Here is a 25,791-nt window from a genome sequence, read left to right on the forward strand (position 1 = left end):
ACAAGCACAGAGAGTTTTGGTGACATTTTATGCCCCTCAATGTGCTATAACTCATTGAAATATAATGGCGGTAGGCGCATGTAAAACGGCTTTCACGATGCCTTCGCCCCTTCGCGCCGCCTGCTCATTGAGGAAGAAGAGGGAAATCTCATGGCCTTTGCGGAAATGGCCCTGCCTTCCGGGAGAATCATTTTCGTTCCTGTGGAATCGCACTGGATTTCCGGCTGTCCGCTCCTCGGAGCGGAGGCGGAAGAACTGCTCGTCCGTTTTTTCCGTCGCATCCTTCAAAGCCCGGGCGCTGTTCCGCCCGCCTTTCTCATAAGCGGGATGGAAAGAGGCAGCACGCTTCTTCTGCGGCTTTATCAGAAACTGGGACGCTTCTGCCGCTTTCTGGAACAGCCCTTATCCCTGCAGCGCTGCGCTTCCCTGGAAGGCGGCATGGACGGCTACCTTTCCCGGCGCTCGGCCAACTTCCGTTCAAAGATGAAAAAAGCGCGCAGAAAGGCCCTTGAACAGGGCGTCGTGTTTGAGCGCCACACGCCCCTGTCCCCCGAAGAAGCCGACAGGCTCTACAGCCGCATGCTGGCCGTGGAGGAACAAAGCTGGAAGGGACGGGACCACTGCGGCATGACGGAAACGCCGTCCCGGGAATTCTACCATGCCATGATACGCCGCCTTTCCCTGTACGGCGGGGCGCGCGTCATGTTCGCCACTCATGAAGGCAGGGATATCGGTTTTATTTTCGGCGGCATGGCGGGGCCGTACTATCGCGGCCAGCAGTTCAGCTATGCGGCGGACTGGAAAGCCTTTTCCATAGGCGACCTGCTCCAGATGGAACAGATTCTTCAGCTCTGCGACGAAGGCGCCGTACGCTACGACATGGGTATGAGCGACCACCCCTCCATGGCCTACAAAAGCCACTGGGCGGAACAGGAACAGGTATTGCAGGCCGTTGTGCTGCTCCCCTGAGGCAGGCAATCAGCACGATGCCTGAGGGCTTTTTCTGCATGCGTGCAGCAAAAGACGAGGGCGGAGCGGGAAACTGCCGGGGGCCGGGGCGGGAATTTCCCCTTGCTGAAGAAGAATGATGCCCGGGGCGACTTCCCGCACTTTTCGCAGGAACTTTCCCTGCGGCAGAAGAAATGAACTGAAGAAGTCCGCTAGCGGAGCCTTGTTCCGCATCGCAGAAAAGACGGAGACATAAAAGCGGACAGAGCCGCACAAAAGCTCCGGCAAAACGCCATCGGCCGGGTTATCCTGAAAAATCAGCCCTTCAACTCTGCCTGAGGGGAACGCTTCGCATCGTATTCCATGCGCACGTCGTCCGAACCGAACAGCTCCCGGGCCGAACGGCCGGCCAGCCTTCTCTGCATTTCCATGAGCACGGCATACTCATAGGCATGGGCCATTTTCGCACTTCCGCCGTTGCCTTCTATGGCGGCCATGGCAAGCTGCGTCTGTTCCCAGAGGCTCATCAGCTCCTGATCGGGCAGAAATTCCAGTTCGGCATGCACGGACACTTCGCCCAGCTCAAACGGAGAGGCGGAAAAAAGGGGAACCATGGGGCCTCCTGATGGACATTAAAAACGCTCGCGGCGTATGATTTCACGGAGCGCGCCCGCCGGTATTCCGGCATGGCACCGCGCGGCAGAAAAACGGAAAAATCTTCAGAAAATGCGCTGTTTTTTAAAGAAGAAGCCCGGCGCTAGCTTCCGGGCTTCTTTTAGAAGAGGCAGCTCGACTGCCCTTTATCTAAACTCCCCGTAAGGAGAGATTTACCAAACCGTTATGTGGCTTCACCGTGGATAAATTCAGATTTGGATGTTTCTTATACGCTCTTTTCTTTTGACAGGCAAGCAGATTTTCCCCGCATTTCTGCGTGACCGGCTCCCTGCCGCGCAGGAGAAAAACGCCTTCCGCCGTTTACATGCTCCCGCCCGGCGCAGAAGAAAGAAAAGGACCTTCCGACGCAATACTGCCGAAGAAGACGCGCCATGCAACGGAATATACGGAAATATTTTCTGTAATTCCGGGGGAAGAAACAGGGAAGCCCGGCGAAAGCCCCTTGACAGAAAATGTCACGGCATTAAAAAATACAGAAATTCTCAGGGCGGGGTGCAAGTCCCCACCGGCGGTGAACCCCACAGGGGCAGCCCGCGGGCGCGTTTTCAAGGGAAAAGGCGCAGATCCGGTGAAAGTCCGGGGCCGACGGTAACAGTCCGGAAGAAAGAGCATGGATCTCAGTATTCTGAAGCACTCTCCTCTCTCCTAGCGCCTCTTGCGGCCCTGATGTTGACATCTCCAGGGAGTTTGTCATGCGTCAGTCATCTTCTCTTTGCTCCATCGAACAGGCTATCAGCGATATCCGCAACGGCAACATGATCGTTCTTGTGGACGACGACGATCGTGAATGCAGCGGCCATCTGGTCATGGCGGCCGAGCGCGTGACCGCCGAAGCCGTCAATTTCATGGCTCGTCACGCCTGCGGGCTGGTATGTCTGGCCCTTTCGCCGGAGCTGGCCGACAAGCTTGAGCTTCCCCTCATGCCTGCAAGCATGCCGGGGCACGGTTCCGCCTTCACCGTATCCATTGAAGCGCGCGAAGGCGTGACCACGGGTATTTCCGCCGCCGACCGCGCCGTCACCATACAGGCCGCCGTGGCCGACGGCGCAGGGCCGGAAGACATCGTCACCCCCGGCCACGTCTTCCCCCTGCGGGCAAGAAAGGGCGGCGTGCTCACCCGTGTGGGCATAGCCGAAGGAAGTGTGGACCTCGCCCTGTTCGCCAACATGAAAGGCGCTGCGGCCATCTGTGAAATTCTGAAGGAAGACGGCTCCGTGGCCCGCATGGACGACCTTGAAGCCTTTGCGGAGGCCCACAATCTGCATATCGCCGCCATACGCGACATCATCCGCTATCACATCCGCTACGGCAAGCTGGCCGTACGCCGCGTATCGGAAGCGCACATGCCCACCAAGTACGGCACGTTCCGCATCATCGCCTATGAAAGCGATGCCTCTTCCGACACCCATATCGCCCTGGTCAAGGGGGACGTGGATGAAAGGATCGATCCTTCTCCGGTGCTTGTGCGCGTGCACAGCGAATGCCTCACCGGCGACGCCTTCGGTTCCCTGCGCTGCGACTGCGGCAATCAGCTTGCGGCCGCCCTCATGCAGATTGAAAAGGAAGGGCGCGGCGCCCTGCTCTACATGCGGCAGGAAGGGCGCGGCATAGGCCTTGCCAACAAAATTCGCGCCTACGCCCTGCAGGAACAGGGCTACGACACGGTGGAAGCCAACATCAAACTCGGTTTCGCCCCGGATCTTCGCAATTACGGCGCGGGCGCGCAGATACTGCGCGATCTCGGCATAAGCCGCCTGCGCCTCATGACCAACAACCCCCGCAAAATCGTGGGTCTGGAAGGTTACGGGCTGGAAATCGCGGAGCGCGTGCCGCTGGAAATCGGCCTGTGTGCCACCAACGAACATTACATGCGCACCAAGCAGGAAAAAATGGGGCATATCCTCCACTTCGGCAAGAAGAAGTAAGCCCTGAGCATACGGCTTTCCCGGTCTGCCGGAAATCCCGTGCAGACCGGGGCAACGCCCCCCCTCTTACGCCGAAAGAGAAAAACGCATCATTTTCCCGGCTTCTGCCGGAGATTCCCGCAAAAATCCGCAACGGCTCCTGCGGAACACGAACCCGTCACAGCATGCCTTGTGCAGGACGGAGGATCAGCATGGACATCATTGCCCTGAACGGCAGGGCCTGGGAAGAAAAAGTACGGCAAAAGTCGCCCTGGACCGTACCTGTGGACAGCGAAACCATCGCCCGCGCACGACGGGGTGACTGGAGCATCGTGCTCACCGCATCGCGCCCGGTTCCCGCCGCATGGTTTCCCCCGGTAAGGGGAAAACGCATCCTGTGCCTGGCCTCCGGCGGCGGTCAGCAGGGGCCCGTGCTTGCCGCGGCCGGGGCCGAAGTGACGGTGCTCGACAGTGCAGAGGCTCAGCTTGAGCAGGACAGAGCCGTGGCCGTGCGCGAGGGGCTCGACCTGCAGACGGTATGCGCCTCCATGACGGAAAGCGGCATCTTTGAGGCGGAATGCTTCGACATCATCGTGCACCCCGTGTCCAATCTGTTCGTGCCGCATGTCCAGCCCGTATGGAACGAGGCCTTCCGCGTGCTGAAAAAGGGCGGCGTGCTCATGAGCGGCTTCATGAATCCCGTGTTCTATCTGTTCGACTGGGAAAAGCTGGATCAGGGCATTCTTCAGGTACGCCATCCCCTGCCCTATTCCGACCTCGACTACCGGAGTGCGGAAGAACTTGCGCAGAACAACGAGGCCGCGGAATTCGGCCATACGCTGGAAGAACAGCTGCAGGGGCAGATGGCGGCGGGCTTTGTTCTCACAGCCCTGTACGAGGACACCTTCGGAGGCTCCCGCCTGCAGGACAGGTTCTTCCCCTCCTTCCTGGCCACCCGGGCCGTCAAGCCGTAACGCCGCACCGAAGACGGAAAAGCGCCTTTCCCGCCCCGAGCATCAGGCCGGAGAAATCCTTTTCCAGAGCGGAAAAAAGGCTCAGCGCCTGTCCGACTGCGAGAGAAAAAGGCCCGCCAGCGTCAGCGCCGTTCCCAGAGCGGAAAGCAGGGTAAGCCTTTCCCCCAGGACGACGACGGAAACCGCCACGGTAATGACGGGGACAAGGTAGATATACAGACTTGCGCGCACCGTTCCCAGAGAACGTACGGCCATGTTCCATGTGGTGAAGCACATGGCCGAGGCCACCAGCCCGAGGAACAGCAGATTGCCGAGATTGACGGGCCGAAGGAAGCGCTCCAGCTCCCAGTCAAAGCCGAAGAAGGCCAGAAAAGGCAGCATGAACAGCATGCCCCAGCCGAAGGTGATGCGGGTGATCTGTATGGGATTGCAGCCCCACATGCCCATGATGCGCGTGAAACAGGCATAAAAGGACCACACAAAGGCCGCGCTCACGGCCAGAATGTCGCCCACGGGATTCAGGGAAAGCTGCGAACCGTTGAAGGAAATGAGGCAGATGCCCGTCATGGCGACGATGAACCCCAGATAGAAGCGCAGACCGAGCCTTTCCTCTCCCCCCAGCACGAAACGGGCCACCAGGGCGGTGAACATGGGCGTTGCCGTGAGAATGACGGCCACGTTGGAAGCCATGGTATGGGCGAGGGCGATATTTTCCAGAAGATAATAAAGACAGATACCCGTAAGCCCGGCGGCGGCCGCAGTCAGGTGACGGCGCGGCGTCATGCCCGGCAGGGGGCCGGGACAGGCCGCATACAGCGCACAAAAGGCCATGGCGAAGCGCAGAAACAGAATTTCCACGGGCTGGAAGTCCACAAGCAGCACCTTGGTGCTCACAAAGGTGACGCCCCATACGAAAACAGTGAAAAAGGCCAGGGCGTGACCGGAACATACGCGGGAAACATTCATGACGGCACTCGGCAGAGCTTGTTGTGGTGAATGGGCTCCCGGTTCTTTCCGGGAATCGGTCCGTGGACGACATCAGAGGGGCTTGCGGACATTCCGGGAAGGCCTGCTCCTGACAGGCGCACAACATCCAGCCTGCATCCGGCCCCTGGAACATGCCGGGGCAGATTCTCCCCCAGAAAAGGCATGGTTCTTCCGGCACTCCGCGTACCGTCAGGCGCCTGCGCAACGCAGATCATGCATGCCTGGCGCAGAGAAGGCCTCGCCTGACCGCACAGCTCCGCCCGCCCCTCTTCGTTCGCGGGCCTTTACAGGCTGTACGGAGTCTTTCCGTGTTTCATGGGGCGAGACAAAGGAACCGGCCTTTGACCGAAGCCGGGAAACGGCGACGGCAGGCCGGTGATAAGTACAGAGCAGGCGGAAAAAAGCCCGGAGAATCTCCCGCAGAGGATACGCCCCCGGGCCTCTTCCCGCAATGGTGGAAGAATCGCGCCCCTAGCGGATGAAGTTCGTGCGGACGATGGGTTCCATTTCCGGCTGAGGCACACCGGCGGCACGCCCCGCCTCAATGCAGCGGAGCATCCATGCCATGTTGCGGGCCAGGTGACGCATGGTCTGCAGCCCTTCGGCATCCTGCAGCACTTCCTCGGGAGTATTGCCGTGCACCTGGTTCCAGTAGGTGGAGGTGACTATGGGCATGTTGTTCATGCCGAAGTATTTGTTCACCTGCTCAAAGGCCGCGGAAGCGCCGCCTCTGCGGCAGCTCACCACCGCCGCGCCGGGCTTGTTGGCAAAAAGCGAGGAACCGCAGAAAAAGAGCCTGTCCATGAAGCTTTCCAGCTGACCGGAGGCGGAGGCGTAATACACGGGCGTACCGAAGATGAAGGCATCGAAATCGGGCACCAGGGCAAGGGCCTCGTTGACCTTGTCGTCGCGGAAGCAGCGGCCCGTCTTGCGGCACATGCCGCAGGCGAGGCATCCCGCCACGGGCTGCGTGCCCAGCTGAAAGATATGGGAACCTATGCCCTGTCTTTCCAGTTCCGCGGCCACTTCGGAAAGGGCCGTCCACGTGCAGCCCCTGGCATGGGGGCTGGAATTGATGAGAAGAACCTGCATCTTGTCTCTCCTTAAGAAAGGTTACGCAGAAACGGCGGACATGAAGATGACCGCCATGGAGCACCCTGGAAAGCAAAGAACGGAGACAACGCCCGAAGACGTGCTCCGTTCAACGCTTTTCACGGCATGTTCCGGCACATGCGGCCTCCGACTGCGGAAAGTCCCGCGCAGCTTCTGCCGCAGCGCACCGGGATCAGGGCGCTACCGGGAAACAATGACGCGCGCCGGGCGCAGAAGATGCTCGTTGAGCCTGTAGCCCTTCTGCATGATGCGCACGATAAGTCCCGCTTCCATGCCTTCGGCCTCTTCCTGGCCCACGGCTTCGTGGTCGTTGGGATCAAAGGGCTGACCCACCTGACCCACGGGTACAAGGCCATGCTTCTTCAACGCATCGAGCAGCATGGTGCGGGTCATTTCCACGCCCACCATCATGTTGCGGCTCTCTTCCGACTGACCGCCGTACTGGAGCGCAAGGTCGAGATTGTCCAGCGTGGGCAGAAGATCGGCAAGCACCTTTTCCGCCGCATAGCGGGCCTGTTCTTCCTTTTCGCGCTGAAGACGTTTTTTGAAATTGTCCATTTCAGCCAGGGCGCGGAGCTTGACGGCATTGGCTTCCGCCGCCACGTCGCAGGCGGAGCAGAGCTTCGCGCGGCATTCTTCAAGCTGCTCTTCTTCCGTTTTTTCCCTGACGGGGGCTTCCTCTTCCCGGGCTTCCTCCCGGGCTTCGAGTTCCGCTTCCTCGTTCATGGATTCCTTATGTTCAAATTCCTGACTCATGAATGACCTCCATAATGGTAAGCGAAAAGTAGGAACGAAGAGCCGCCCTGTCAAGGTTTGGAAGAAGTGCGGCGCACCACGTCATGCACGCCGCAGGCCATGGCGTCCAGAGCCAGCAGCGGATTGACCTGCGCCTGAAGCGCGTCTTCCGTTTCGGAAAAAAGTTCATCAAGCTCAAGAAGCCATGCCTCGGGCAGAGGCCTGAATACCGCGGCAAGCGCTCCGCCTTCGCGCCCGGCAAGGCGGTCGGCCAGGGCCTTTCTGCCTGCAAGCACCACCTGCTGCGCCTTTGCCGCATCCAGCCCGTTGCGGAGCTGCGAAAGGTCGAACCAGCCCCGGCCTTCCACGGCAAAACGCGCCAGAGCCTGATCCCAGAGGCCGAGTTCCCCGGAAGGCGCTCCCCCCGGCTGCGGCCAGGGAAGCGTGATCACCCATCCCCGGGAAACCAGCGTCGGCAGAAGGCGCTCCCTCTGCGGTGCGGTAAACACGAAACAGGTGTCGGGACACGGATCTTCCAGCACCTTCAACAGGGAGTTGGCCGCCTCCACGCCCAGAGCCTGCGCCTCGGCAAGCACCACCACGCGGCGGCGCCCGAAGCGGGGATGTTCGCCCAGCACGGGCCGCAATGCCCGCACATCATCTATTTTTATGGAAGACACACGCCCGTCGAGCAGAAAAAGATCGGGGTGCATGAGCGCCCCCGTGCGAAGGCAGGCGGGGCACTCCAGACAGGGCCGGGGTTCCGGCCCCTCGCAGTTGAGCAGCGCGGCCCACCAGAGGGCGAGTGACACACGGGAGGAGACATCCCCCCCTTCCAGATGCAGAAGCTGCGGGGGATGTTCCAGCATGGCATAGAGCAGCGAACGGGGCCGCTCCAGCTCGGAAGAAAGTGCAGAAGACAAGGCGGCGCGCGCCTGCTCCACGCCGGGCAGTTCCACCTCGGCCGCAGAGCGCGCCGCGCCCGCCTTTTTCGATTCCTTTCCCGCCGCCATATCAGCGCCGGAAGGTCTGTTTCCTGTCGGGGCCGACGGAGATGAAGCCCGCCTTCACGCCCAGAAGTTCCTCCACGCGCTCGATGTAGCGGCGGCAGTTTCTGGGAAGATCATCCCAGCCCTCACAGCCGGAAAGATCCTCATCCCAGCCGGGCAGCACTTCAAACACGGGCTTGGACTGTTCCAGACCGCGCGGAGTCTGAGGCGGATACTTCACCACCTTGCCCTCGTATTCGTAGGCCACGCAGAGCTTGATTTCCTTCAGCCCGCTCAGCACGTCCACCTTGGTCAGCGCCATGGTGGTGGGGGCGCACAGGCGGATCATTTCGCGCAGGACCACAAGGTCGAGCCAGCCGCAGCGGCGGGGTCTGCCCGTGGTGGCGCCGTATTCTCCGCCCTGACGACGCAGAAATTCGCCCGTTTCATCAAAAAGTTCCGTGGGGAAGGGACCGGAACCCACGCGGGTGGTATAGGCCTTCACAATGGCGATGCGCTGATCAATGATGCCGGCATTCACGCCGGAACCGATGGAAGCGTTGTCGCACACCACGTTGGAGGAGGTCACGAAGGGGTAGGTGCCGTGGTCGATGTCCAGCATCACGCCCTGCGCGCCTTCAAACATGATGTTCCTGCCCGCTTCCTGAGCATCCATGATGAGCGTGGAAACGTCGGCCAGATAAGGCACGATGCGGGGTGCAATGGCCATGAGATCGTTGAACACGGTTTCGGGATCCAGCGCAGGCAGACCGTAAAGCTGGGTGAAGAGCACGTTCTTTTCTTCCAGCGCACGGGTAACCCTGGCCTTGAGCGCCTCGGGATCGGTGAGATCACCGGCACGAACGCCCACGCGGGCCTTCTTGTCCTCATAGCAGGGACCGATGCCGCGACCGGTGGTGCCGATCTTGTTCTTGGAGGCTCCCTCACGCGCGCCGTCGATGATGCGGTGATAGGGCATGATAAGGTGCGTCTTGTAGCTGATCTTCAGCCGTTCGGGACTCACGTCCAGCCCGAGGCTCTGCAGAGCGTCTATTTCTTCAAGGAAGTTTTCCGGGTCAAGCACGACGCCGTTGCCGATGATGCACATCTTCCCGGGGTGAAGAATGCCCGAGGGGACAACGTGCAGGACATACTTCTTGCCATCGACAATGACCGTATGCCCGGCATTATTGCCGCCCTGGAAACGGACCACCATATCCGCTTCGGAAGTGAGCAGATCGACGATCTTGCCCTTGCCCTCGTCGCCCCACTGCGCACCAACGATAGTCATGTTCGACATATATTTCTCCTTTCGGACGCACCTTGGAAAATAAAAGGAAGACCGTTACGGCCTTTCTGAAAAACGCGCCAAAGCCATTTTTATAAAACCCTTTGCCGGCCTCGTCAACAAGTAATGGGGGCCCCCGCATGAGCGGCGCTACAGGGCCGCATCCTCCGGAAACATCCCGGGAAATTCCGCCCTGTCCCTCTCAAGTTCATCACGCATCCAGCCGAAAAAGGCCTTCAGCCGCGAAGAGTGCGCGGCTTCCACGGGGCATGCCGCAACATAGCGCCGCTTCACCTCCGTGGACGGCGCATCCGGCGCCGTGAGACGCCCGGCCCGCAGATCCTCCGCCACAAGAAGGGAACTTCCCAGCGCCGCACCCCTCCCTTCGGCGGCGGCCGCAAGCGCCATATAGGTAAACTGAAACATAGGCCCGAAGCTGAGGGAAGGCCGCTCCCCGAAATGGGAGAACCAGCGCTCCCAGGCCTCTTCTCCCCCTTCGGGGGAACGGAGCAGGCGGTCGTTCTTCCAGTCCTGCCCCCGCTGGCGCAGATAGGCCGGACTGAATACGGGAAACTGCCTTTCGCCGGGCAGAACCAGACGGTACAGCCCCGGAGAGGCGGGCATGTCCCGACGGATGACGATATCCACCTCGGGCCCCAGCTCCGGCAGGCCGGGATGCGGCGCGATGCGCAGATCAATGTCGGCAGCCCTCTCACAGAAACGGCTCAGACGGGGAGCCAGCCACCGGTTGGCGAAGCTCGCTTCCGCCACCACCACAAGCTGCCCCGCGCCCCGCCTTATGCGCGCACTTTCCAGACGCAGCGATTCCAGAGCCGCGGAAACCGTACGGTAATACCGTTCCCCGTCCGGCGTCAGACGTACGCCCGGCGCACGACGGATGAACAGAGGCACCCCGAGGTACTCCTCAAGGTGACGGATGTGCTGGCTTATGGCGGCCTGAGTCACACACAGTTCCTCACCGGCACGGGTGAAGCTGCAAAGCCTCGCCGCCGCCTCAAAGGCGGCAAGCGCATTCAGCGGAGGCGTATCCAACATAAGAAAAACTTATCCCGACCAAAAAATATTCTCGTTTGCACACGGGCCTTTTCCGGCGCAATGTTCCCTTTCTTCCCGGGGCCCGGCCGGGAACGACGAGGAAAAAAGGCATCACCGGGCACGCCTCACGCTCTTTTCACGCCCCCTGCCTTCCGCAGGGCGCACCCAAAGACAACACGGCGCGCTCCGGCGCGCCCGGAGCCTTTCCATGTGGAATATCTTTCTCCTGCTCTCGCCGGTGTTCATTCTGCTTTTTCTGGGCATGCTGGCAGAGCGCTTCCAGCTCGTACCCCCGTTCGGTCAGACCACGCTCAACCAGTTTCTCGTCAATCTGGGACTGCCGTCCCTCATCTTTCTTTCCATTGCACAGTGCCGGGCGGAAGATCTGCATCACGGGGCCTTTCTCGCCGGATTCAGCCTGTGCCTCTTCGTCACCTTCGGCCTGCTCATCCCCGCCTTCCATCACCTGCATCCGCAGGAAGGCTATAAAGAGGATGTCATGCTGTCAATGCTGGCAAGCTTCCCCAACGTAGTGCTCGTGGGCCTGCCCGTGCTCATGGCGCTCTACCCCGGCAACGCCTCCGCCGTGCTGGCGAGCACGCTCACGAATATTCTGGAAATCCCCATGGTTCTGATCACCCTCTTCATTCTCGTGAACAACGGAGCCAAAGGGCGCCACCCCATACGCACCGTGGCGCTTGCCCTCATCACCAACCCCGTGGTGCTCGCAAGCATCGGCGGCGCGCTGTTCTATCTTACGGGAACGGCCGTCCCCACCATGCTGGAATCGGCATGCCGCGCTCTGGGCGCATCGGTCATGCCCTGCGCTCTGGTCTCTTTGGGCATCGTCATCAGCGCAAGACTCCGCCATCACAGTGAAGGTGTCTTCCATCCGGGCAGGCAGGGCATTCTCTTCTTCGGCAAGCTCCTGCTTCAGCCCGTCATCGCCATGGCCGCCCTTACTGCTCTGGGCGTGGAGGAACCCTGGCGCTCCATGGGCGTGCTGCTTTCCGCCATGCCCGTGGGAACGCTGGCCTACGCCATGAGCGATTCCTACAAGGTGGCGGAAAACGACGCATCCTTTGCCGTCATTTCAAGCACCCTGCTTTCGCTCATCCTGCTTCCCCTGCTCGCGCTCTTTCTGCACTAGGAAAGACGAAAGTCCCGTTCCGGGCGGAACGTGCCGACCCAAAAGACTGTTCTTCAAAAAGCCGCTCCCCTCTCCGCAGAAGGCGGAAAGGATCATTTCCCGGAAGAAACACTTTTTCTGCGGGGGGAGGCAGGCCCGGGTTCGGGGGAAGGCAGATCCTGCACAGGCAGCTCCGGCACATGCTCCTCCGCTTCCTTTTTAAGAGAGGACAGGGAAGCCTTCACGCGGGCCGCCCCCCTGCGCCACTCCACATCCAGCCCGGCGAAACGCCGTTTCATGACGTGTATGGCCTCAAGGTTGCTGTCCACCAGCAGGGCGTTGCGCCCGAGTTGAAACGCCGATTCCCCCAGGGTGCCACTGCCGGCGAAAAAATCGCACAGTACATCCCCCGGCCGGGAATGCACCTTGACGATACGGTCGATGATGGCGCGGGGCTTCTGCGTGGCATAGCCCGTCTTTTCCCTGCCGTTGGGGCTGACTATGGTGTGCCACCATACATCCGTGGGCGTTTTGCCGCGGGCCGCCTTGCTCGGCCCCACCAGTCCGGGAGCCATGTAGGGGATACGGTCCATGGCCTCGAAATTGAAGGTGAAGGAATCCGGGTTCTTGGCATACCAGAGTATGTTGTCGTGCTTGGCGGACCAGCGCTTTTTCGAGCGCGCCCCGTAGTCATAGGCCCAGATGATTTCATTAATAAAGGAGGCACGGCCGAAAATGCCGTCCAGCATGACCTTGCAGTAATGGATTTCCCGGTAGTCGAGATGAAAGAACAGCGATCCTTCCGGGCGGAGAATACGGTAGGCTTCCTGCATGCGCGGAAAAAGAAAACCGAGAAAGTCGTCGAATCTGTCGTCGTAGCCGCTGGTTCCGCCCCGCACGGTGCGGTAGAGCTGGCCCTTGAACCCCACCCTGTCGCCGTTGTCGTCACGGATGGTGGCTATCTGCGTGCGCCGCTGCACCTTGCCGGTATTGAACGGAGGATCGATGTAGATAAGATCGATGCAGGCGTCGGGCAGCGCTTTCAGCACGGCGAGATTGTCGGCATGAAATACGGCTATTCTGGGCATGAGGCTCCTTCCCCGCGCCTTCGGCACGGACGGAAGGACTTTAATCGTTTCCTCATGCCATGGCAAGGCTTCCCCGCCTGTGCCGCAGGCCTCCGGGCCTTCTCGGAGCACAAAAAACAGCCTCCGCTCCGCTTCCTTTCCCTTTTTTGCGCCGCCGCGGCGTTATCATGCGCAGAAAAGGCTCCATCTTCTGGATTTCCTTTCCGCTTTTTCGTACCATACAGGCAAGGACGTTCCGTTTCACCCATTCTTCTGCTCATGGAGGTTTCCATGAAAAAATGGCTCATCGTTCCGGCTGTTCTTGTCGTGATCATCGCGGCGGCTGCGGTCGCCCTGCTTGTTTCTCTGAATTCCGTCATCGAAAAAGGGGTGAACACCATCGGCCCTGAACTCACGGGTACCGCCGTGCATCTGGAAAAGGCCGACGTTTCCCTCTTCTCCGGCAAGGGCGTTTTCTCCGGCTTTACCGTGGGCAACCCGGAAGGCTTCAGCAAAAGTTCCGCCGTCAGCGTGGGCGCCGTCAGCGTGGCTGTGGAACCCGCCACCGTACTTGAGGATACCATCATCATCCCCAGAATAGAAATCGACCACCCGGCCATTCTCTACGAACTCAACAAGGAAAGCAGCAACATTGAAACCATTCTGAAGCATGTCCAGAGCCTGGCGGACAAGGAAAAGGCCGCCCCCGGCGGCGGACAGCAGGCCGCCCCGGAAACGGCGGACAAGTCCCGGAAGAAGGTCATCATCGACGAACTTATCATCCGCGACGCCCAGGCCACGCTGCTCATCCCCCTGCTTCAGCTTTCCGTTTCCGTCCCCCTGCCGGAAATCCGCCTCACCGGCATCGGCCGTGAAGGCGCGGGCCTTTCTTTCGCCCAGACCGCCGCTCTCGTGCTGAAGGAAACGCTCCGTTCTCTGGAAGCTTCCACCGTAAAGCTCAGGGAAGTGCCGCTCAAGGATGCGAAGGATGCTCTGCTCCGTCAGGGCAGAAACACGGAGGAAAAGGCCAGGAACCTGCTGAAGGAAGGCCTGAACTTCCTGAAGCGATAAGCTTCTCTGAAAAAGCCGCCCGCTGTTTCCAGGGGCGGCTTTCTTCTGCGCCGCCTCCTCTGCGCCTTTCCCCGCGGAAGGCTCCGCAAACGGAAGGCGGCGGATACAGGCAAAAAGCGCCGGTGTCCGCCGCTTTTCCCCATGCCCGGAGACTTGCTACACAAGGCGCCATGGCATACCATGCGGCATTCCCTTCCCGGCCTGTGCCGGGCAAACACCAAACACGCCTCATTCCCTGCCATGGACTACAAAAAAATATCCCTTCTCTCCCTGGGGCACCTTTCCTGCGACCTTAATTCCCACGCTCTGGCCCCGCTGCTGCCCTTTCTTGCGGCGGCGCACAACTTTGACTACCAGACCTGCGGCTTTCTGGCCTTCGCCTATTCGGTGGTGGCATCTCTGGTGCAGCCCGGACTCGGCCTTCTGGCCGACAGAATGTCCAAAGGATGGTTCATCCCCCTGGGTATTCTGATGGCCGGCATCGGCATAGGCGCCACGGGCTTTCTTTCCAGCGAATACACCATGTTCGCCTTCCTTGTCTTCGGCGGCATAGGGGCAGCCATGTTCCACCCCGAGGCCGCGCGCTATGCCAACATTGTTTCCGGCGACCACAAGGGGGTGGGCCTCAGCATCTTTTCCGTAGGCGGCAACGGCGGCATGCTCATGGGACCCGTCATCGTCATACTGGCGGTGGGCGGCCTGCCCGGTATGCCCGGCTTCGGACTGCACGGCACCGCGGCCTTCATCATTCTTGCCGCCGTGATGGCGTCCCTGCTCTTCTGGCGCATCCGTTCCTGGGACATGGCGGCGGCAGGCCCCGCCTCCAACGGAACAAATACCTCCGCCTCCAACGACTGGAGGGCCTTCAGCATTCTTTCCGGCTGCCTGCTCTCCCGCACGGGACTCACCGTGGCCTTCACCACCTATCTGCCCCTCTACTGGCAGGGCGTCTTCCACCAGACCGCCGTCACGGGCAACCTCATGCTTGTTCTCTTCTCCCTCTTCGGCGTGATCAGCAACCTTTCCGGCGGGGCCGCCGCCGATCGCTGGGGCTTCCGGCGCGTCATACGCTGGGCCTCCGTACTCACCCTGCCCATGCTCGCCGCCTTCCCCTTCATCACCAATCCCTGGATCGCCGGAGCGCTGCTTGCGCCTCTGGCCGTGGGACTGTTTGCGCCCTTCAGTTCCCTGGTGGTGCTGGGACAGCGCTACCTTGCCCGGAACATGGGCTTTGCCTCGGGCATCACGCTGGGCGTGGCCGTCAGTGTGGGCGGCGTCTTCGCCCCCGTGCTCGGATGGGCGGCCGACGCCTGGGGCGGACTTTCCCCCGCCATGCACCTGCTCACCCCCCTTGCCTTCATCGGTGCCGTGTGCGCCTTTTTCCTGAAAAAGCCGCAGAACGCTGACTGAAAAAACGCCGCATCACCCTGAAGCTCTGCTTCACGACATGAAAAAACGTCCGCCCCGTGCAGTACGGAGCGGACGTTTCTGTTTCACGGAAAAAGCCTTACGCGCGGCCTTTTCTTCTTCTCGTCTTGAAGCTGTGTTCGGCAAGCCACCCCAGTTCGCTGAGGCGTTCATCCACCTTGTAGAAAAGCGTGTCCTTCGGGAAGGAGCCGTCCTTGCGGCGGCGGCCCACGGGCATGCCGGTGAGCAGCTCCATGGCCTCCCCGATATGGGTCACGGGATAAATGGAGAACCTGCCCTCGCGCACCGCATTGATGACCTTTTCATCGAGCATGAGGTGTTCCACGTTGTCCCGGGGCAGAATCACACCCTGTTCCCCGGTGAGACCGCGGCGGGAGCACAGCTCGAAAAAGCCTTCTATCTTGCGCGTCACACCGCCCACGGCCATGATCTGACCGGACTGACTCACTGCGCCGGTAAAGGCAAGGGAAAGGCGCAGCGGCACTTCTGAAATAGCGGAAAGCAGGGCCGCAAGCTCGGCACCGGAGGCGGAATCACCCTCTATGCCGTTGTAGCTCTGCTCGAAGCACAGGCTCCCGGAAAGCACCAGAGGCTTGTTGTGCGCGAACTGCGAGGCCAGATAGCTTTTCAGAATCATCATGGCCTTGGTATGAATGGGGCCGCCGAGTTCCGCCTCGCGCTCAAGGTCGATGATGCCGCCGTGGCCCACACCCACGGTGCAGGAGATCTGATGCGGCAGGCCGAACTCGTAATCGCCGCTGGTGGTCACGGCAAGGCCGTTCACGCAGCCCACTTCCGAACCGGAAGTGCGCAGTTTGATCACGTCGCGGTCGTATTCCTCCATGAACAGCTCTTCCACCAGATCGGAACGGTTGCGCCGCGCCTTCAGCGCCGCATCCAGGCTGGCCTTGTCCACCATGGACTTGCCCGCCATGGCCGCCATGGCCGAAGCTTCGATAAGCGTTTCGCGCATGAGCGGGAAGCGCAGGGAAAGCTTGCGGTGATCCTCGCACAGTTCGGAGCCGTGATCCACCAGACCGGCCAGACTCTCCCTGTCGAAGGGCAGAAGGTCGGCCTCGTCCATGATGCGCGCAAGCTGGCAGAGCCATGTGCGCACCGCAGGAGCCGTGCGCTCCGTTTCCGAATTCATCTGCGCCTTGATCTTGAACTGCTTGGCAAAGCGCTCGTCGCGCTCCAGAAGCACTTCATAAAGCTCGTCCTCGCCTACCAGCACCACCTTCAGATTCAGGGGCATGGGTTCGGGTTCTATGCCCTTTACCCGCGAGGTATCGTTGAAATCCGGGTCCTCGATGCGGGCCACCCCGGAACGGAGCGCCCTCATGAGCCCTTCCCAGGCGGGACCGTTGGCCAGAAGATCGTTGACGTGCAGAACAAGGTATCCGCCGTTGGCCCGGTGCAGGGAACCGGCCTTGATGAGCGTGAAATCCGTGACCAGCGCGCCCATTTCCGATTCCCTCTCCACACAGCCGAGGAGATTGCCGTAGGTGGGGTGATCCTCCACCACCACGGGCGCGCCGCTCATGTCTCCGTTGTCCACCACCACATTCACGCCGTAGCGGTACAGATCCGGCTCCTGCGGGGCGGAAGCGGCGTCTGCATGGGCGGAGGGAGGCGTATCCCTCGGAAGGAAGAACTCCAGATGATCCAGAACATCCGCGCGCAGATCGTCAAAGAAGGTACGCAGCGCGTCGGTTTTCTCCTCACAGCCGGAAACGCGGCAGGCCTTTTCCGCCACAGGCGCCACCAGACGGTTGAACAGATATTCGGCAGCCTCGCGCTCCAGCTCATGTTCCTTTTTCTGGAAGCTCTTTTCCAGTTCCCCCATGCGGCGCACCAGAGGGGCCATGCGCTGAAGAAGCTGATCGGCCCTGCGCTTGAACTCCTGCCGTTCCGGGGCGGCCAGAAGCGCCACCTCCTCATCGCTCAGGCGCTTGCCCTCCTGCATGGGGAAAAGGGAGAGCGCTCCCTGTTCCTCGGCATCCAGGGCAAAGCCCTTTTCCGCCGCCATCTGTTCCAGCTCCTTCACCACCACGGAGCGTTCCTCGCGGAACTGCTCACGCCCGGCGCGGCGCTTGCGCAGAAAAACGTCGGAATCCAGACGGGCGGGAAGCTCCTCGCGCATCTGCCGCAGGGCGTCCGCCAGGGAATTTTTCAGCTGCACGCCCTGACCTGCCGGAAGCTGTATGAGCACCGGCCTGTCTTCATCCTTGAAATTGTTGACATAAATAATGTCCGGCGGCGTGGGTTCCTTGCGGGCCAGAGGTTCGAGAAAATCGCACAGCATATAGGTGCGCCCGAGGTCGGGGGAACCGGCAAGGTACACGTTGTACCCGGAATTGCGGATATGCACGGCAAGCTCCAGCGCAGCCAGAGCCCGGGGCTGGGCCGGACGGCGGCGGCCGCCGCGCGGTATGGCACGGCTGTCCTCCCACGGAATGCGGTCCACGGGCCAGGTGGGGCGCAGCCTGTCGGCCGGAAGGGATGCAACGGTTTTCAGCGCGGGACTCATATCAACCCTCTTGACCTTCGTAAAGTTCAGCAAGAATGTCTGCCGCTCCCCTGCCGAGCATATCTTCGGCCAGAGCGCAGCCCGTGCGTTCGGCCTCTTCCCCGGTGGCGTCGCAGTCAAGCGATCCGCGGATCACCGTTCTGCCGTCGACTCCGGCAACCAGCGCCTCAAGGGAAAGCCTTCCGCCTTCAAGCACGGCATGGGCCGCAATGGGCACCTGACAGCCCCCGTCCAGGCGGCGCAGGAAGGCGCGTTCCGCCATGACGCAAAGACGCGTGGGTTCATGCTCCAGAAAGGCCAGAAGCTCCCTTACGTCCTGCCTGTCCTCCCGCATCTCCACACCCAGGGCGCCCTGTCCCACGGCGGGCAGAAAGTCCGGCGGGGTGAGATCCTGCTGGAAGGTCGCGCCGAGGCCGAGACGTTTCACGCCCGCACGGGCGAGAATAATGGCGTCGTACTGCCCTTCCTTCATCTTGCGCAGACGGGTTTCCACGTTGCCGCGCAGCATGGACACCGTGATGTCGGGCCGCATGGCCAGCACCTGCGCCTGCCTGCGCAGGGAACTTGTCCCCAGCACCGCACCGGAAGGAAGATCGGAAAGCGAGGCGTACTTTTCGGAAAGGAAAAGGTCGTTGCACACTTCCCTTTCGGGAACGGCGCCCAGGGTCAGCCCCTCGGGCAGGACCATGGGCACGTCCTTCATGCTGTGCACCGCGATATCCGCCGCGCCGGAAAGCAGGGCATCTTCGATTTCCTTGACGAAAAGCCCCTTGCCGCCCACCTTTGCCAGAGGCACGTCGAGGATGATGTCGCCTTTCGTCCTGAGCACGAGAAGTTCCACTTCAAGCCCGGCATACTGCGCCATGAGGCGCTGTCTGACATGTTCCGCCTGCCACAGAGCAAGCTGGCTGCCGCGCGTGGCGATGATCACTTTCTTCATACAATCTCCCAAATATTCCTGCCGGAAAAACGCACGGCGCAGGGCGTTTTCTGAACATTCCCGAAAGGCCGGACCTGAAAAGGCGGGCCTGAACAGACTTGCGGCGCATCACGCCATGAAAACGGAAAAACTCCGCAGAAAAAAAGCCGCCCCCTCCCGGGGGCGCGGACACGGGGCAGAAGCTGCGGGCGCTCCCGCAGGGAACACGGGCCGGCTTTCCCCAGCAGGGCATACGCGCAGAGTCTGTGCAGGCGCCGTCTTCATCACGGCGCCTGCGAAACATGAACGCGGCAGGGGAAAAGGCCGCGCAAAAGGCGCTTTCCTTCCCCTGCCTCTGGTGACAACCGGATCAGTGCCCGCAGCTTGCGCAGTTGCCGCCGGAGCATCCGGCGCAGCCGCCGCCGGTGGACGGCGCGGAAGGCAGATCGAAGGAATCGGGCGCTCCCCCGCCGAGACGGCAGGAGCAGCGGGAAATCATCTTTTCCGTATCTGCGGAATGGCACTTGGGGCAGACGGGTGTTTCATCACCGAACACAAGGTCCTCGAACGTATGGTTGCAGGACTTGCAGCGGTATTCATAAATAGGCATGGAATCAGGCTCCTTTCGGGCCCTCGCTGAGGGCCTGGACGTTTTCGAAAAGATAATGGTCGATGAGCTGGCACAAAAGGTGCATGCAGGCTTCGTGCATTTCCTGTATCAGCGGGGTATGGGAATGGGGTACGTTCAGAAGATGGTCGCACATGGAAGCCATGCGTCCGCCGCCCTTGCCGGTAAGCCCCACCACGGCCATGCCCTTCCCGCGGGCGGCTTCGATGGCCTTGATGACGTTGGCACTGCCGCCGGAGGTGGAAAAGGCCACCAGCACGTCGCCGGGGCGGCCGAGACCGCTCACCTGACGGGCGAACACTTCCTCGTAGCCGTAATCATTGCCCACGGCAGTAAGGGTGGAGGTATCCACATTGAGGGCCACGGCGGGCAGGGAAGGCCTTTCCATGAGGAAACGACCGAGCAGTTCCCCCGTCATGTGCTGGGCATCGGCAGCACTGCCGCCGTTGCCGCAGACGAGTATCTTGCCGCCGTGGGCAAGGCTCCGGGCCATGCAGCGGGCCGCCGCGTCGAGAACGGGTGCGCAGTCGGCAAGGAAGCTGCGGCGCAGCTTCGCGCCTTCTTCCGCGTGTTCCTGTATGATTTCAAGAGCTGTTTTCATAATGCTCCATCGCTTGCCTGTGCGGCTATGCCGCAATGTTTCAAACCATGAATCATACTCCAAAGCCTCCGGCCTGACAATGGCAAAGCCCCGGGGCGGGGCGGCGGGCCGAAGACACCTTTCTGGAAAAATAACCTGTCCTGCGACTTCGGCAAGGGGAACGACGCCTTTTTCCTCTGTTTTTCCCTCCTGTCCCGCCCCTGTGCCCGTTTCATGCGCCGCAGCATGGATGTTGCGGGCAAGGCCGCGCCCCGCTTCTTCCGCCTCCCGGCCCCGGCGCATCCGGCAGAAGACGCGCCCTTTGCAGGCGACAGGAAGGGAGCGGGATGAGTTTTCCATTGCGCGAGCTTGTCCTTTGGCGTACAAAGTACCCATATCCCTTTTCTTGCCGGGCCTTCCACGAAAAAGACCGGAAAAGGGAATCATCTTGCCGGGCCTGCGGCCCGAAGGATTTCCATGCCGCCCATTTCCCGCCTTCTCATACTTCACAAGGACAATCCGCAGCCGGAAGAAACCGGCCGCGCCCTTCTCCCCTGGCTGCACGAACGCAAGGTCGACGGCGTGCTGCACCCTGCAGGCGTCGACGCCATCACCATGCGTGCCGAAGCGGCCGCCAGCGACGCTGTTCTCGTTCTCGGGGGCGACGGCACCATGGTGGGCGTGGCGCGTCGTCTGGCAGGCATACGCACGCCCCTTGTGGGCATGAATTTCGGGCGTGTGGGCTTTCTGGCCGGTCTTCCGGCCGAAGGCTGGGGCGCGCCTCTCACCACCCTGCTGCAGGGCCGCTGGAAGCTGGAAAAGCACCTGACCCTGCACTGGCGCATACTCCGCCGTCACGGCGGCAACCTCAGCGTGCTCAACGAAGGCGTGGCCATCAACGACGTGGTCACCGCCCACGGCGTGGTGGCCCGCGCGGTCTCTTTAAGCCTGCACATCGACGGCGTGCATCTCAGCACCCTGCGCTGCGACGGCATCATTGTTTCCACGCCGCTGGGTTCCACCGCCTACACGGCTTCCGCCGGGGGGCCGCTCACCATTCCTTCCATGAACGCCCAGCTCGTCACGCCCATCTGCCCCTTTGCAGGGGGATTTCCGCCTCTCGCCCTGCCCGCCTCCTCGCTCATCCACATCGAAGCCTGCCGTCAGGGCGATCAGGTGCTGCTTTCCGTGGACGGGCAGGAAAATCTGCCGCTGGAATTCGGCGACATTCTGGAAATCGAGGGGATTCCCGATCAGCTGCACATGCTGGTGAGCGATCCCAACTGGTACCTGCGCCGTCTCATCGACCGCGGCATCGTCACTTCCGGGCCGGGCAGGAAGGAAAGACTCTGATTTTCCCCCGCCCCCTTTTCTGCCGGCAATGCGGCAGACGGGAAACCGGACGCGCGAAGGCCCCAGGCCCGTTTCGCTTGAGCCTCGTTCCTTTTCATGATAGGAGTACAGATTCCTCCTGCGGGAGGCACTCTTTTATCCGCTATCATCAAGGGAGTCCCCATGTCCGCATATGAAGCTGTCATAGGGCTGGAAGTACATGTGCATCTGGCCACTGCCAGCAAGCTTTTCTGCTCCTGCCCCAATTCCTTCGGCGATGAACCGAACACCAACGTCTGCGAAGTCTGCTCCGGCATGCCCGGCGTTCTGCCCGTGCTGAACCGCAAGGCCGTGGAATACGCCTCGCGCATGGCCCTTGCCATCCACGCGAAGATCAATCAGCGTTCGCGTTTCGCCCGCAAGAACTACTTCTACCCCGACATGCCCAAGGACTACCAGATCTCGCAGTTCGAGCTTCCGCTGTGCGAACACGGCTGGCTGGACATCACGGTGAACGGGCAGAAGCGCCGCATCGGCATCACGCGCATCCACATGGAGGACGACGCGGGCAAGAACATTCACCCGCAGGGCGAAAACGTAAGCTATGTGGACCTGAACCGCGCGGGCACCCCGCTCATTGAAATCGTGAGTGAACCCGACCTGCGCAGTGCGGAAGAGGCCGTGGCCTACCTCAAGAAGCTGCATGCCATGGTGGTGAGCCTCGGCATCAGCAACGGCAACATGGAGGAAGGCTGCTTCCGCTGCGACGCCAACGTGTCCATCCGCCCCAGAGGCGAAACGAAGCTCGGCACGCGCACGGAACTCAAGAACCTCAATTCCTTCCGCAACGTGCAGCGCGCCATTGAATTTGAAATAGCACGGCAGTCCGACGTGCTCGACGACGGCGAGCAGGTGGTGCAGGAAACCCGCCTCTACGACGCGAACCGCAACATCACCGCGCCCATGCGCAGCAAGGAAGACGCGCAGGACTACCGCTATTTCCCCGACCCCGATCTTCTGGCCGTGGTCATCACCGACGAGGAACTCGCCTCCTGGGCCGCCACGCAGCCGGAACTGCCGGAAGCGCGCATGGCAAGGTACATGGGCGATTTCCAGCTTCCCGAACAGGATGCGGAACAGCTCTGCGCCGACCCGCACCTTGCCGCCATCTTTGAAAAGGCGGCCACCCTCTGTTCCCAGCCCAAGAAGGTGGCCAACATCATGCTCGGCATGATGATGCGCGAAATCAACCAGAGCGGCATCGACAGCTCGCAGGTGAAGATGTCCGCCGAGGCTGTGGCCGAACTTGTCACCCTCATCGGCAACGGCACCATTTCCGCCAAGATCGCGGCCGATATCTTCCCCGAACTCATGAAGGGCGACATCATGCCTGCCGCTCTGGTGAAGGAACGCGGCCTTGTGCAGGTTTCCGACACGGGCGCCATCGACGCGGCCGTGCAGAAGGTGCTCGCCGCCAACCCCGCGGAAGTGGAAGCCTACAGGGGCGGCAAGACCAAGCTCATCAGCTTCTTCGTGGGGCAGGTCATGCGGGAAATGCGCGGCAAGGCCAACCCCGCACTGGTCAACGAAGCTCTCGCCCGCCATCTCGGCCAGGCGTAGACCTTTTCCGGCGCGCGGATGAACACCGCGCGCCCTTCCTTTTTCAACAAAGACACTCCGGGGCGCAGCCCCCTGCAATGCCATGAGCAATAACAACTGGAACGACGATGACGGCCTGCTCGATCTCGGCACTCCCGAGCCTGGCGGAAAGAAAAAAAGAGATGCTGCACGCGCAGATGAGGACGAACTGCTCTCTCTGGACCGGCCCGGGAAGAAGCGGAAGAACCCGAAGAGACGGCGCGGCTGTCTGGGCACCATCCTCTACTTCTTCGGTGTGATCATTCTGCTCGGCGCGCTGTGCGCGGCGGGCGGCGGCTACATGCTCTACCAGTGGGTGTCCGACGATCTGCCGAGCTTCAGCAAGATTGCCGACTACCGTCCCCCGCTTGTCACCACCGTGCTTGCGCGCGACGGCAGTCTCATAGGACAGTTCTACAGGGAACGGCGCTTCCTCGTCACGCTGGATCAGCTGCCGAAGTTCGTTCCCCAGGCCTTCCTCGCCGTGGAAGACGACCAGTTCTACAATCACCCCGGCGTGGACATCAAGGCCATCATCCGCGCAGCCATAGCCAACTTCCAGCACGGCGGCACAAGGCAGGGCGGCAGCACCATCACCCAGCAGGTGGTCAAGCGCCTCATGCTCACCCCGGAAAAGAGCTACGAACGCAAGCTCAAGGAAGCCATCCTCGCCTACAGGCTGGAAAAGCAGCTCAGCAAGGACGACATCCTCAACCTCTATATCAACCAGATCTTCCTCGGCAACAACGCCTACGGCGTGGAGGCTGCGGCCCGCGTCTACTTTGCCAAGAACGCCAAAGATCTCACCATAGCGGAAGCTGCACTCATTGCGGGCCTCGGCCAGTCGCCCTCGGCCTACAACCCCTACCGCAATCCCTCCGCTGCAGAGACGCGCCAGCACCATGTTCTGCGCCGCATGCGCGACCTCGGCTGGATCAACGATGCGGAATACGACCAGGCCATCAATCAGAAGCTGGAATACAAGGCCATGCCTTCTTCCAACCCCGACGGCGGCTGGTATCTGGAAGAAGTGCGCCGCCTGCTGGTGGAGATGTTCTCCGAGGAAAACTGCAAGCAGAACGGATACGACTTCGGCCTGTACGGCGAGGACGCCGTGTATGAACTCGGACTCACCGTGCACACGGCCATGGATCCCGTGCAGCAGCACGCCGCCAACGAAGGGCTCCGTCACGGTCTGGAAGACGCCACCAAGCGCCACGGCTGGCTCGGACCGGTAAAGCATCTGGAACCTTCGGAGTACAAGGAATTCCTCAAGAAAAAGGATTTCCAGCTTTCCGACCTCGACAACGACGGCTGGGCCCTTGCCCTGGTGACGGCGGTGAACAAGTCCGGCGCCGATGTCATGCTTTCCGAAAGTCAGCGCGGCCATGTGGACGTGCGCACCATGAACTGGGCGCGCAAGCCCAACAAGCGCGTGGCCGGTTCCGTGACCGCCGTGGTGATGCGTGACGCCACCAGAGTGGTCAAACCCGGCGACGTGATCTGGGTTTCCCGCGACAAGGCGGCCCCTGCCAAAAAAACGCAGAAGAAGACCACGAAGAAGGACGTGGTGGAGGCTCCCGCCGGAGTGCAGGATACCCCCATCCGCGCCCATGAACCCGTCATTGCCCTGCGCCTCCAGCAGTATCCCGACGTGCAGGGCGCCATGGTGTCCATAGAGCCGCAGAACGGCGACGTGGTGGCCATGGTGGGCGGCTATTCCTTCGGCAGTTCCGGTTCCCAGTTCAACCGCGCCACGCAGGCACAGCGTCAGCCCGGTTCCTCGTTCAAGCCCATCGTCTATTCCGCCGCACTGGACAACGGCTTCACGCCGGCTTCCATGCTGCTCGACGCGCCCATCATCATTGTGGACCAGTGGACGAAGAAGGCCTGGCGTCCCAGAAACGACGACGGCAAGTTCGACGGCCCCATGCCCCTGTACCGGGCTCTGGCGCGTTCGCGCAACCTCTGCACCGTCCGCGTGGCGCAGCAGATGGGGGTGGAACACATCATCGCCCGCGCCAAGGCCCTGCGCCTCTCGCCGGACTTCCCGGCCACCCTGGCCATCAGTCTGGGCGCCGTGGCCGTTTCCCCGCTCAACATGGCCCAGGCCTACACGGCCTTTGCCAATGCGGGCAAGGTCAGTTCCCCCCGGTTCATCACCAGCATACAGGGCCCGTGGGGCAACACCATCTATGAAAGCCAGCCGGAATCGGTGCAGGCCATCACGCCGCAGAACGCCTATGTCATGGCCAGCCTGCTCAAGGGCGTGGTGAACTTCGGCACCGGCGGCAAGGCCAAGGTGCTGGGCCGTCCTCTGGGCGGCAAGACCGGCACCACCAACGATGAAAACGACGCCTGGTTCATCGGCGTGACGCCCTACCTCGTCACCGCCACCTATATAGGCTACGACCAGCTCCAGTCCATGGGCCGGGGCGAAACCGGCTCCGGCGCGGCCCTGCCCGCCTATATCTATTATGCAAAAGAAGCCTTCAAGGCCTATCCGCCGGACGACTTCCCGAAGCCCGACGGCATCGTGTTCGCCGACGCGGGCGGCATGACCATGCCCTTCATCGAGGGCACGGAACCCGGAACCGGCTACGGCATGGACGCCCTCATCGAAGGCGACTTCGATCCGGAAACCGCCCAGGAAGCCGCCGAACAGGCACAGCAGGGCGAAGACCTTCTGAAGGGGCTGTTTGAATAGCCTTGAAACATCAACCTAAAAAGGCTGGGGGGTCCCCCTTCCCGTCTTTTTGACCCGCCCGGTTCCCAGCCGCGGTGGCCGGGGCCATTCCCC

21 protein-coding genes and 1 riboswitch are annotated in these 25,791 nt (G+C 61.4%); of the genes, 9 read left to right on the top strand and 12 right to left on the bottom strand.

Annotated features, from left to right (window positions below; translation table 11 throughout):
• Positions 1-150 precede the first annotated feature (150 nt).
• On the top strand, positions 151-969 hold the full coding sequence (locus Q0K07_RS08370) for a GNAT family N-acetyltransferase (protein ID WP_294558406.1): 819 nt from the start codon (positions 151-153) through the stop codon (positions 967-969).
• A gap of 296 nt (positions 970-1,265) precedes the next feature.
• Here the strand turns inward: Q0K07_RS08370 and Q0K07_RS08375 are convergent, their stop codons facing one another.
• Positions 1,266-1,562 carry a hypothetical protein gene (locus tag Q0K07_RS08375; RefSeq protein WP_294558408.1) on the bottom strand — a complete coding sequence of 99 codons (297 nt, stop codon included), beginning with the start codon at positions 1,560-1,562 and terminating at the stop codon, positions 1,266-1,268.
• A gap of 535 nt (positions 1,563-2,097) precedes the next feature.
• A riboswitch (FMN riboswitch) is annotated at positions 2,098-2,239 on the top strand.
• Between the two features lie 76 nt (positions 2,240-2,315).
• Between Q0K07_RS08375 and ribA the strand changes: the two genes are divergently transcribed.
• Complete coding sequence (gene ribA / locus Q0K07_RS08380) at positions 2,316-3,548, top strand: GTP cyclohydrolase II (RefSeq protein ID WP_294558410.1); 1,233 nt, start codon at positions 2,316-2,318, stop codon at positions 3,546-3,548.
• 191 nt (positions 3,549-3,739) lie between these two features.
• Positions 3,740-4,501, top strand: coding sequence for a class I SAM-dependent methyltransferase (locus Q0K07_RS08385; RefSeq protein ID WP_294558412.1), 762 nt, complete (start codon positions 3,740-3,742; stop codon positions 4,499-4,501).
• 81 nt (positions 4,502-4,582) lie between these two features.
• On the opposite strand, the gene Q0K07_RS08390 is transcribed toward Q0K07_RS08385, so the two are convergent.
• The 6 genes from Q0K07_RS08390 to Q0K07_RS08415 all read right to left on the bottom strand — a co-directional run bounded on the left by Q0K07_RS08390 (position 4,583) and on the right by Q0K07_RS08415 (position 10,669).
• Entirely contained in the window at positions 4,583-5,467 is an 885-nt protein-coding gene (locus Q0K07_RS08390; RefSeq protein ID WP_294558414.1) for a DMT family transporter, read from the bottom strand.
• Between the two features lie 492 nt (positions 5,468-5,959).
• Positions 5,960-6,580 carry a flavodoxin family protein gene (locus tag Q0K07_RS08395; RefSeq protein ID WP_294558416.1) on the bottom strand — a complete coding sequence of 207 codons (621 nt, stop codon included), beginning with the start codon at positions 6,578-6,580 and terminating at the stop codon, positions 5,960-5,962.
• A gap of 201 nt (positions 6,581-6,781) precedes the next feature.
• Positions 6,782-7,357: a nucleotide exchange factor GrpE gene (grpE, locus tag Q0K07_RS08400; protein ID WP_294558418.1), complete on the bottom strand. Its 576-nt coding sequence runs from the start codon at positions 7,355-7,357 to the stop codon at positions 6,782-6,784.
• Between the two features lie 50 nt (positions 7,358-7,407).
• Positions 7,408-8,349: a DNA polymerase III subunit delta gene (locus Q0K07_RS08405; RefSeq protein WP_294558419.1), complete on the bottom strand. Its 942-nt coding sequence runs from the start codon at positions 8,347-8,349 to the stop codon at positions 7,408-7,410.
• Position 8,350: 1 nt separating this feature from the next.
• Positions 8,351-9,625, bottom strand: coding sequence for an adenylosuccinate synthase (locus Q0K07_RS08410; protein WP_294558420.1), 1,275 nt, complete (start codon positions 9,623-9,625; stop codon positions 8,351-8,353).
• Between the two features lie 138 nt (positions 9,626-9,763).
• Complete coding sequence (locus tag Q0K07_RS08415; RefSeq protein ID WP_294558422.1) at positions 9,764-10,669, bottom strand: LysR substrate-binding domain-containing protein; 906 nt, start codon at positions 10,667-10,669, stop codon at positions 9,764-9,766.
• Between the two features lie 208 nt (positions 10,670-10,877).
• On the opposite strand from Q0K07_RS08415, the gene Q0K07_RS08420 reads away from it, so the two are divergent.
• Positions 10,878-11,819 (top strand): AEC family transporter, encoded by a 942-nt coding sequence (locus Q0K07_RS08420; protein WP_294558423.1) that lies wholly within the window; start codon positions 10,878-10,880, stop codon positions 11,817-11,819.
• A gap of 92 nt (positions 11,820-11,911) precedes the next feature.
• Here Q0K07_RS08420 and Q0K07_RS08425 read toward each other — a convergent pair whose 3' ends face one another.
• The gene (locus tag Q0K07_RS08425) at positions 11,912-12,886 is read right to left on the bottom strand and encodes a DNA methyltransferase (protein WP_294558425.1); all 975 of its coding nucleotides are present in this window, start codon (positions 12,884-12,886) and stop codon (positions 11,912-11,914) included.
• Between the two features lie 270 nt (positions 12,887-13,156).
• On the opposite strand from Q0K07_RS08425, the gene Q0K07_RS08430 reads away from it, so the two are divergent.
• Together Q0K07_RS08430 and Q0K07_RS08435 are read left to right on the top strand one after the other, a co-directional pair.
• Positions 13,157-13,936, top strand: coding sequence for a hypothetical protein (locus Q0K07_RS08430; protein ID WP_294558427.1), 780 nt, complete (start codon positions 13,157-13,159; stop codon positions 13,934-13,936).
• A gap of 240 nt (positions 13,937-14,176) precedes the next feature.
• Positions 14,177-15,346, top strand: a complete 1,170-nt coding sequence (locus tag Q0K07_RS08435) for an MFS transporter (protein ID WP_294558429.1) — start codon at positions 14,177-14,179, stop codon at positions 15,344-15,346.
• 97 nt (positions 15,347-15,443) lie between these two features.
• Here Q0K07_RS08435 and Q0K07_RS08440 read toward each other — a convergent pair whose 3' ends face one another.
• From Q0K07_RS08440 to Q0K07_RS08455, 4 genes are all read right to left on the bottom strand, one after another.
• Positions 15,444-17,894, bottom strand: a complete 2,451-nt coding sequence (locus Q0K07_RS08440) for a Lon protease family protein (protein WP_294558431.1) — start codon at positions 17,892-17,894, stop codon at positions 15,444-15,446.
• A 1-nt stretch (position 17,895) separates the two neighbouring features.
• A complete protein-coding gene (gene hemC, locus Q0K07_RS08445; RefSeq protein ID WP_294558432.1) occupies positions 17,896-18,834 on the bottom strand; it encodes a hydroxymethylbilane synthase in 939 nt (312 codons plus the stop codon).
• Between the two features lie 349 nt (positions 18,835-19,183).
• On the bottom strand, positions 19,184-19,423 hold the full coding sequence (locus tag Q0K07_RS08450) for a zinc ribbon domain-containing protein (protein ID WP_294558435.1): 240 nt from the start codon (positions 19,421-19,423) through the stop codon (positions 19,184-19,186).
• Between the two features lie 4 nt (positions 19,424-19,427).
• Positions 19,428-20,042 (bottom strand): SIS domain-containing protein, encoded by a 615-nt coding sequence (locus Q0K07_RS08455; RefSeq protein WP_294558437.1) that lies wholly within the window; start codon positions 20,040-20,042, stop codon positions 19,428-19,430.
• Between the two features lie 456 nt (positions 20,043-20,498).
• Here Q0K07_RS08455 and Q0K07_RS08460 point away from each other — a divergent pair, with 456 nt between their 5' ends.
• The 3 genes from Q0K07_RS08460 (at position 20,499) to Q0K07_RS08470 (ending at position 25,698) form a co-directional block, all read left to right on the top strand.
• Positions 20,499-21,374, top strand: a complete 876-nt coding sequence (locus tag Q0K07_RS08460) for an NAD(+)/NADH kinase (protein WP_294558438.1) — start codon at positions 20,499-20,501, stop codon at positions 21,372-21,374.
• A 162-nt stretch (positions 21,375-21,536) separates the two neighbouring features.
• Positions 21,537-22,973, top strand: a complete 1,437-nt coding sequence (gene gatB, locus Q0K07_RS08465; protein WP_294558440.1) for an Asp-tRNA(Asn)/Glu-tRNA(Gln) amidotransferase subunit GatB — start codon at positions 21,537-21,539, stop codon at positions 22,971-22,973.
• 82 nt (positions 22,974-23,055) lie between these two features.
• On the top strand, positions 23,056-25,698 hold the full coding sequence (locus Q0K07_RS08470) for a penicillin-binding protein 1A (RefSeq protein ID WP_294558441.1): 2,643 nt from the start codon (positions 23,056-23,058) through the stop codon (positions 25,696-25,698).
• Positions 25,699-25,791: the final 93 nt, after the last annotated feature.

Origin of the sequence: uncultured Mailhella sp. (genome assembly GCF_944324615.1) — a bacterium.
Classification (GTDB): Bacteria; Desulfobacterota; Desulfovibrionia; order Desulfovibrionales; family Desulfovibrionaceae; genus Mailhella.

Coding starts and splice junctions, on each gene's coding strand:
- Q0K07_RS08370 (WP_294558406.1), top strand. CDS start 151: ATGGCCTTTGCGGAAATGGCCCTGCCTTCCGGGAGAATCATTTTCGTT.
- Q0K07_RS08375 (WP_294558408.1), bottom strand. CDS start 1,562: ATGGTTCCCCTTTTTTCCGCCTCTCCGTTTGAGCTGGGCGAAGTGTCC.
- ribA (WP_294558410.1), top strand. CDS start 2,316: ATGCGTCAGTCATCTTCTCTTTGCTCCATCGAACAGGCTATCAGCGAT.
- Q0K07_RS08385 (WP_294558412.1), top strand. CDS start 3,740: ATGGACATCATTGCCCTGAACGGCAGGGCCTGGGAAGAAAAAGTACGG.
- Q0K07_RS08390 (WP_294558414.1), bottom strand. CDS start 5,467: ATGAATGTTTCCCGCGTATGTTCCGGTCACGCCCTGGCCTTTTTCACT.
- Q0K07_RS08395 (WP_294558416.1), bottom strand. CDS start 6,580: ATGCAGGTTCTTCTCATCAATTCCAGCCCCCATGCCAGGGGCTGCACG.
- grpE (WP_294558418.1), bottom strand. CDS start 7,357: ATGAGTCAGGAATTTGAACATAAGGAATCCATGAACGAGGAAGCGGAA.
- Q0K07_RS08405 (WP_294558419.1), bottom strand. CDS start 8,349: ATGGCGGCGGGAAAGGAATCGAAAAAGGCGGGCGCGGCGCGCTCTGCG.
- Q0K07_RS08410 (WP_294558420.1), bottom strand. CDS start 9,625: ATGTCGAACATGACTATCGTTGGTGCGCAGTGGGGCGACGAGGGCAAG.
- Q0K07_RS08415 (WP_294558422.1), bottom strand. CDS start 10,669: ATGTTGGATACGCCTCCGCTGAATGCGCTTGCCGCCTTTGAGGCGGCG.
- Q0K07_RS08420 (WP_294558423.1), top strand. CDS start 10,878: ATGTGGAATATCTTTCTCCTGCTCTCGCCGGTGTTCATTCTGCTTTTT.
- Q0K07_RS08425 (WP_294558425.1), bottom strand. CDS start 12,886: ATGCCCAGAATAGCCGTATTTCATGCCGACAATCTCGCCGTGCTGAAA.
- Q0K07_RS08430 (WP_294558427.1), top strand. CDS start 13,157: ATGAAAAAATGGCTCATCGTTCCGGCTGTTCTTGTCGTGATCATCGCG.
- Q0K07_RS08435 (WP_294558429.1), top strand. CDS start 14,177: ATGGACTACAAAAAAATATCCCTTCTCTCCCTGGGGCACCTTTCCTGC.
- Q0K07_RS08440 (WP_294558431.1), bottom strand. CDS start 17,894: ATGAGTCCCGCGCTGAAAACCGTTGCATCCCTTCCGGCCGACAGGCTG.
- hemC (WP_294558432.1), bottom strand. CDS start 18,834: ATGAAGAAAGTGATCATCGCCACGCGCGGCAGCCAGCTTGCTCTGTGG.
- Q0K07_RS08450 (WP_294558435.1), bottom strand. CDS start 19,423: ATGCCTATTTATGAATACCGCTGCAAGTCCTGCAACCATACGTTCGAG.
- Q0K07_RS08455 (WP_294558437.1), bottom strand. CDS start 20,042: ATGAAAACAGCTCTTGAAATCATACAGGAACACGCGGAAGAAGGCGCG.
- Q0K07_RS08460 (WP_294558438.1), top strand. CDS start 20,499: ATGCCGCCCATTTCCCGCCTTCTCATACTTCACAAGGACAATCCGCAG.
- gatB (WP_294558440.1), top strand. CDS start 21,537: ATGTCCGCATATGAAGCTGTCATAGGGCTGGAAGTACATGTGCATCTG.
- Q0K07_RS08470 (WP_294558441.1), top strand. CDS start 23,056: ATGAGCAATAACAACTGGAACGACGATGACGGCCTGCTCGATCTCGGC.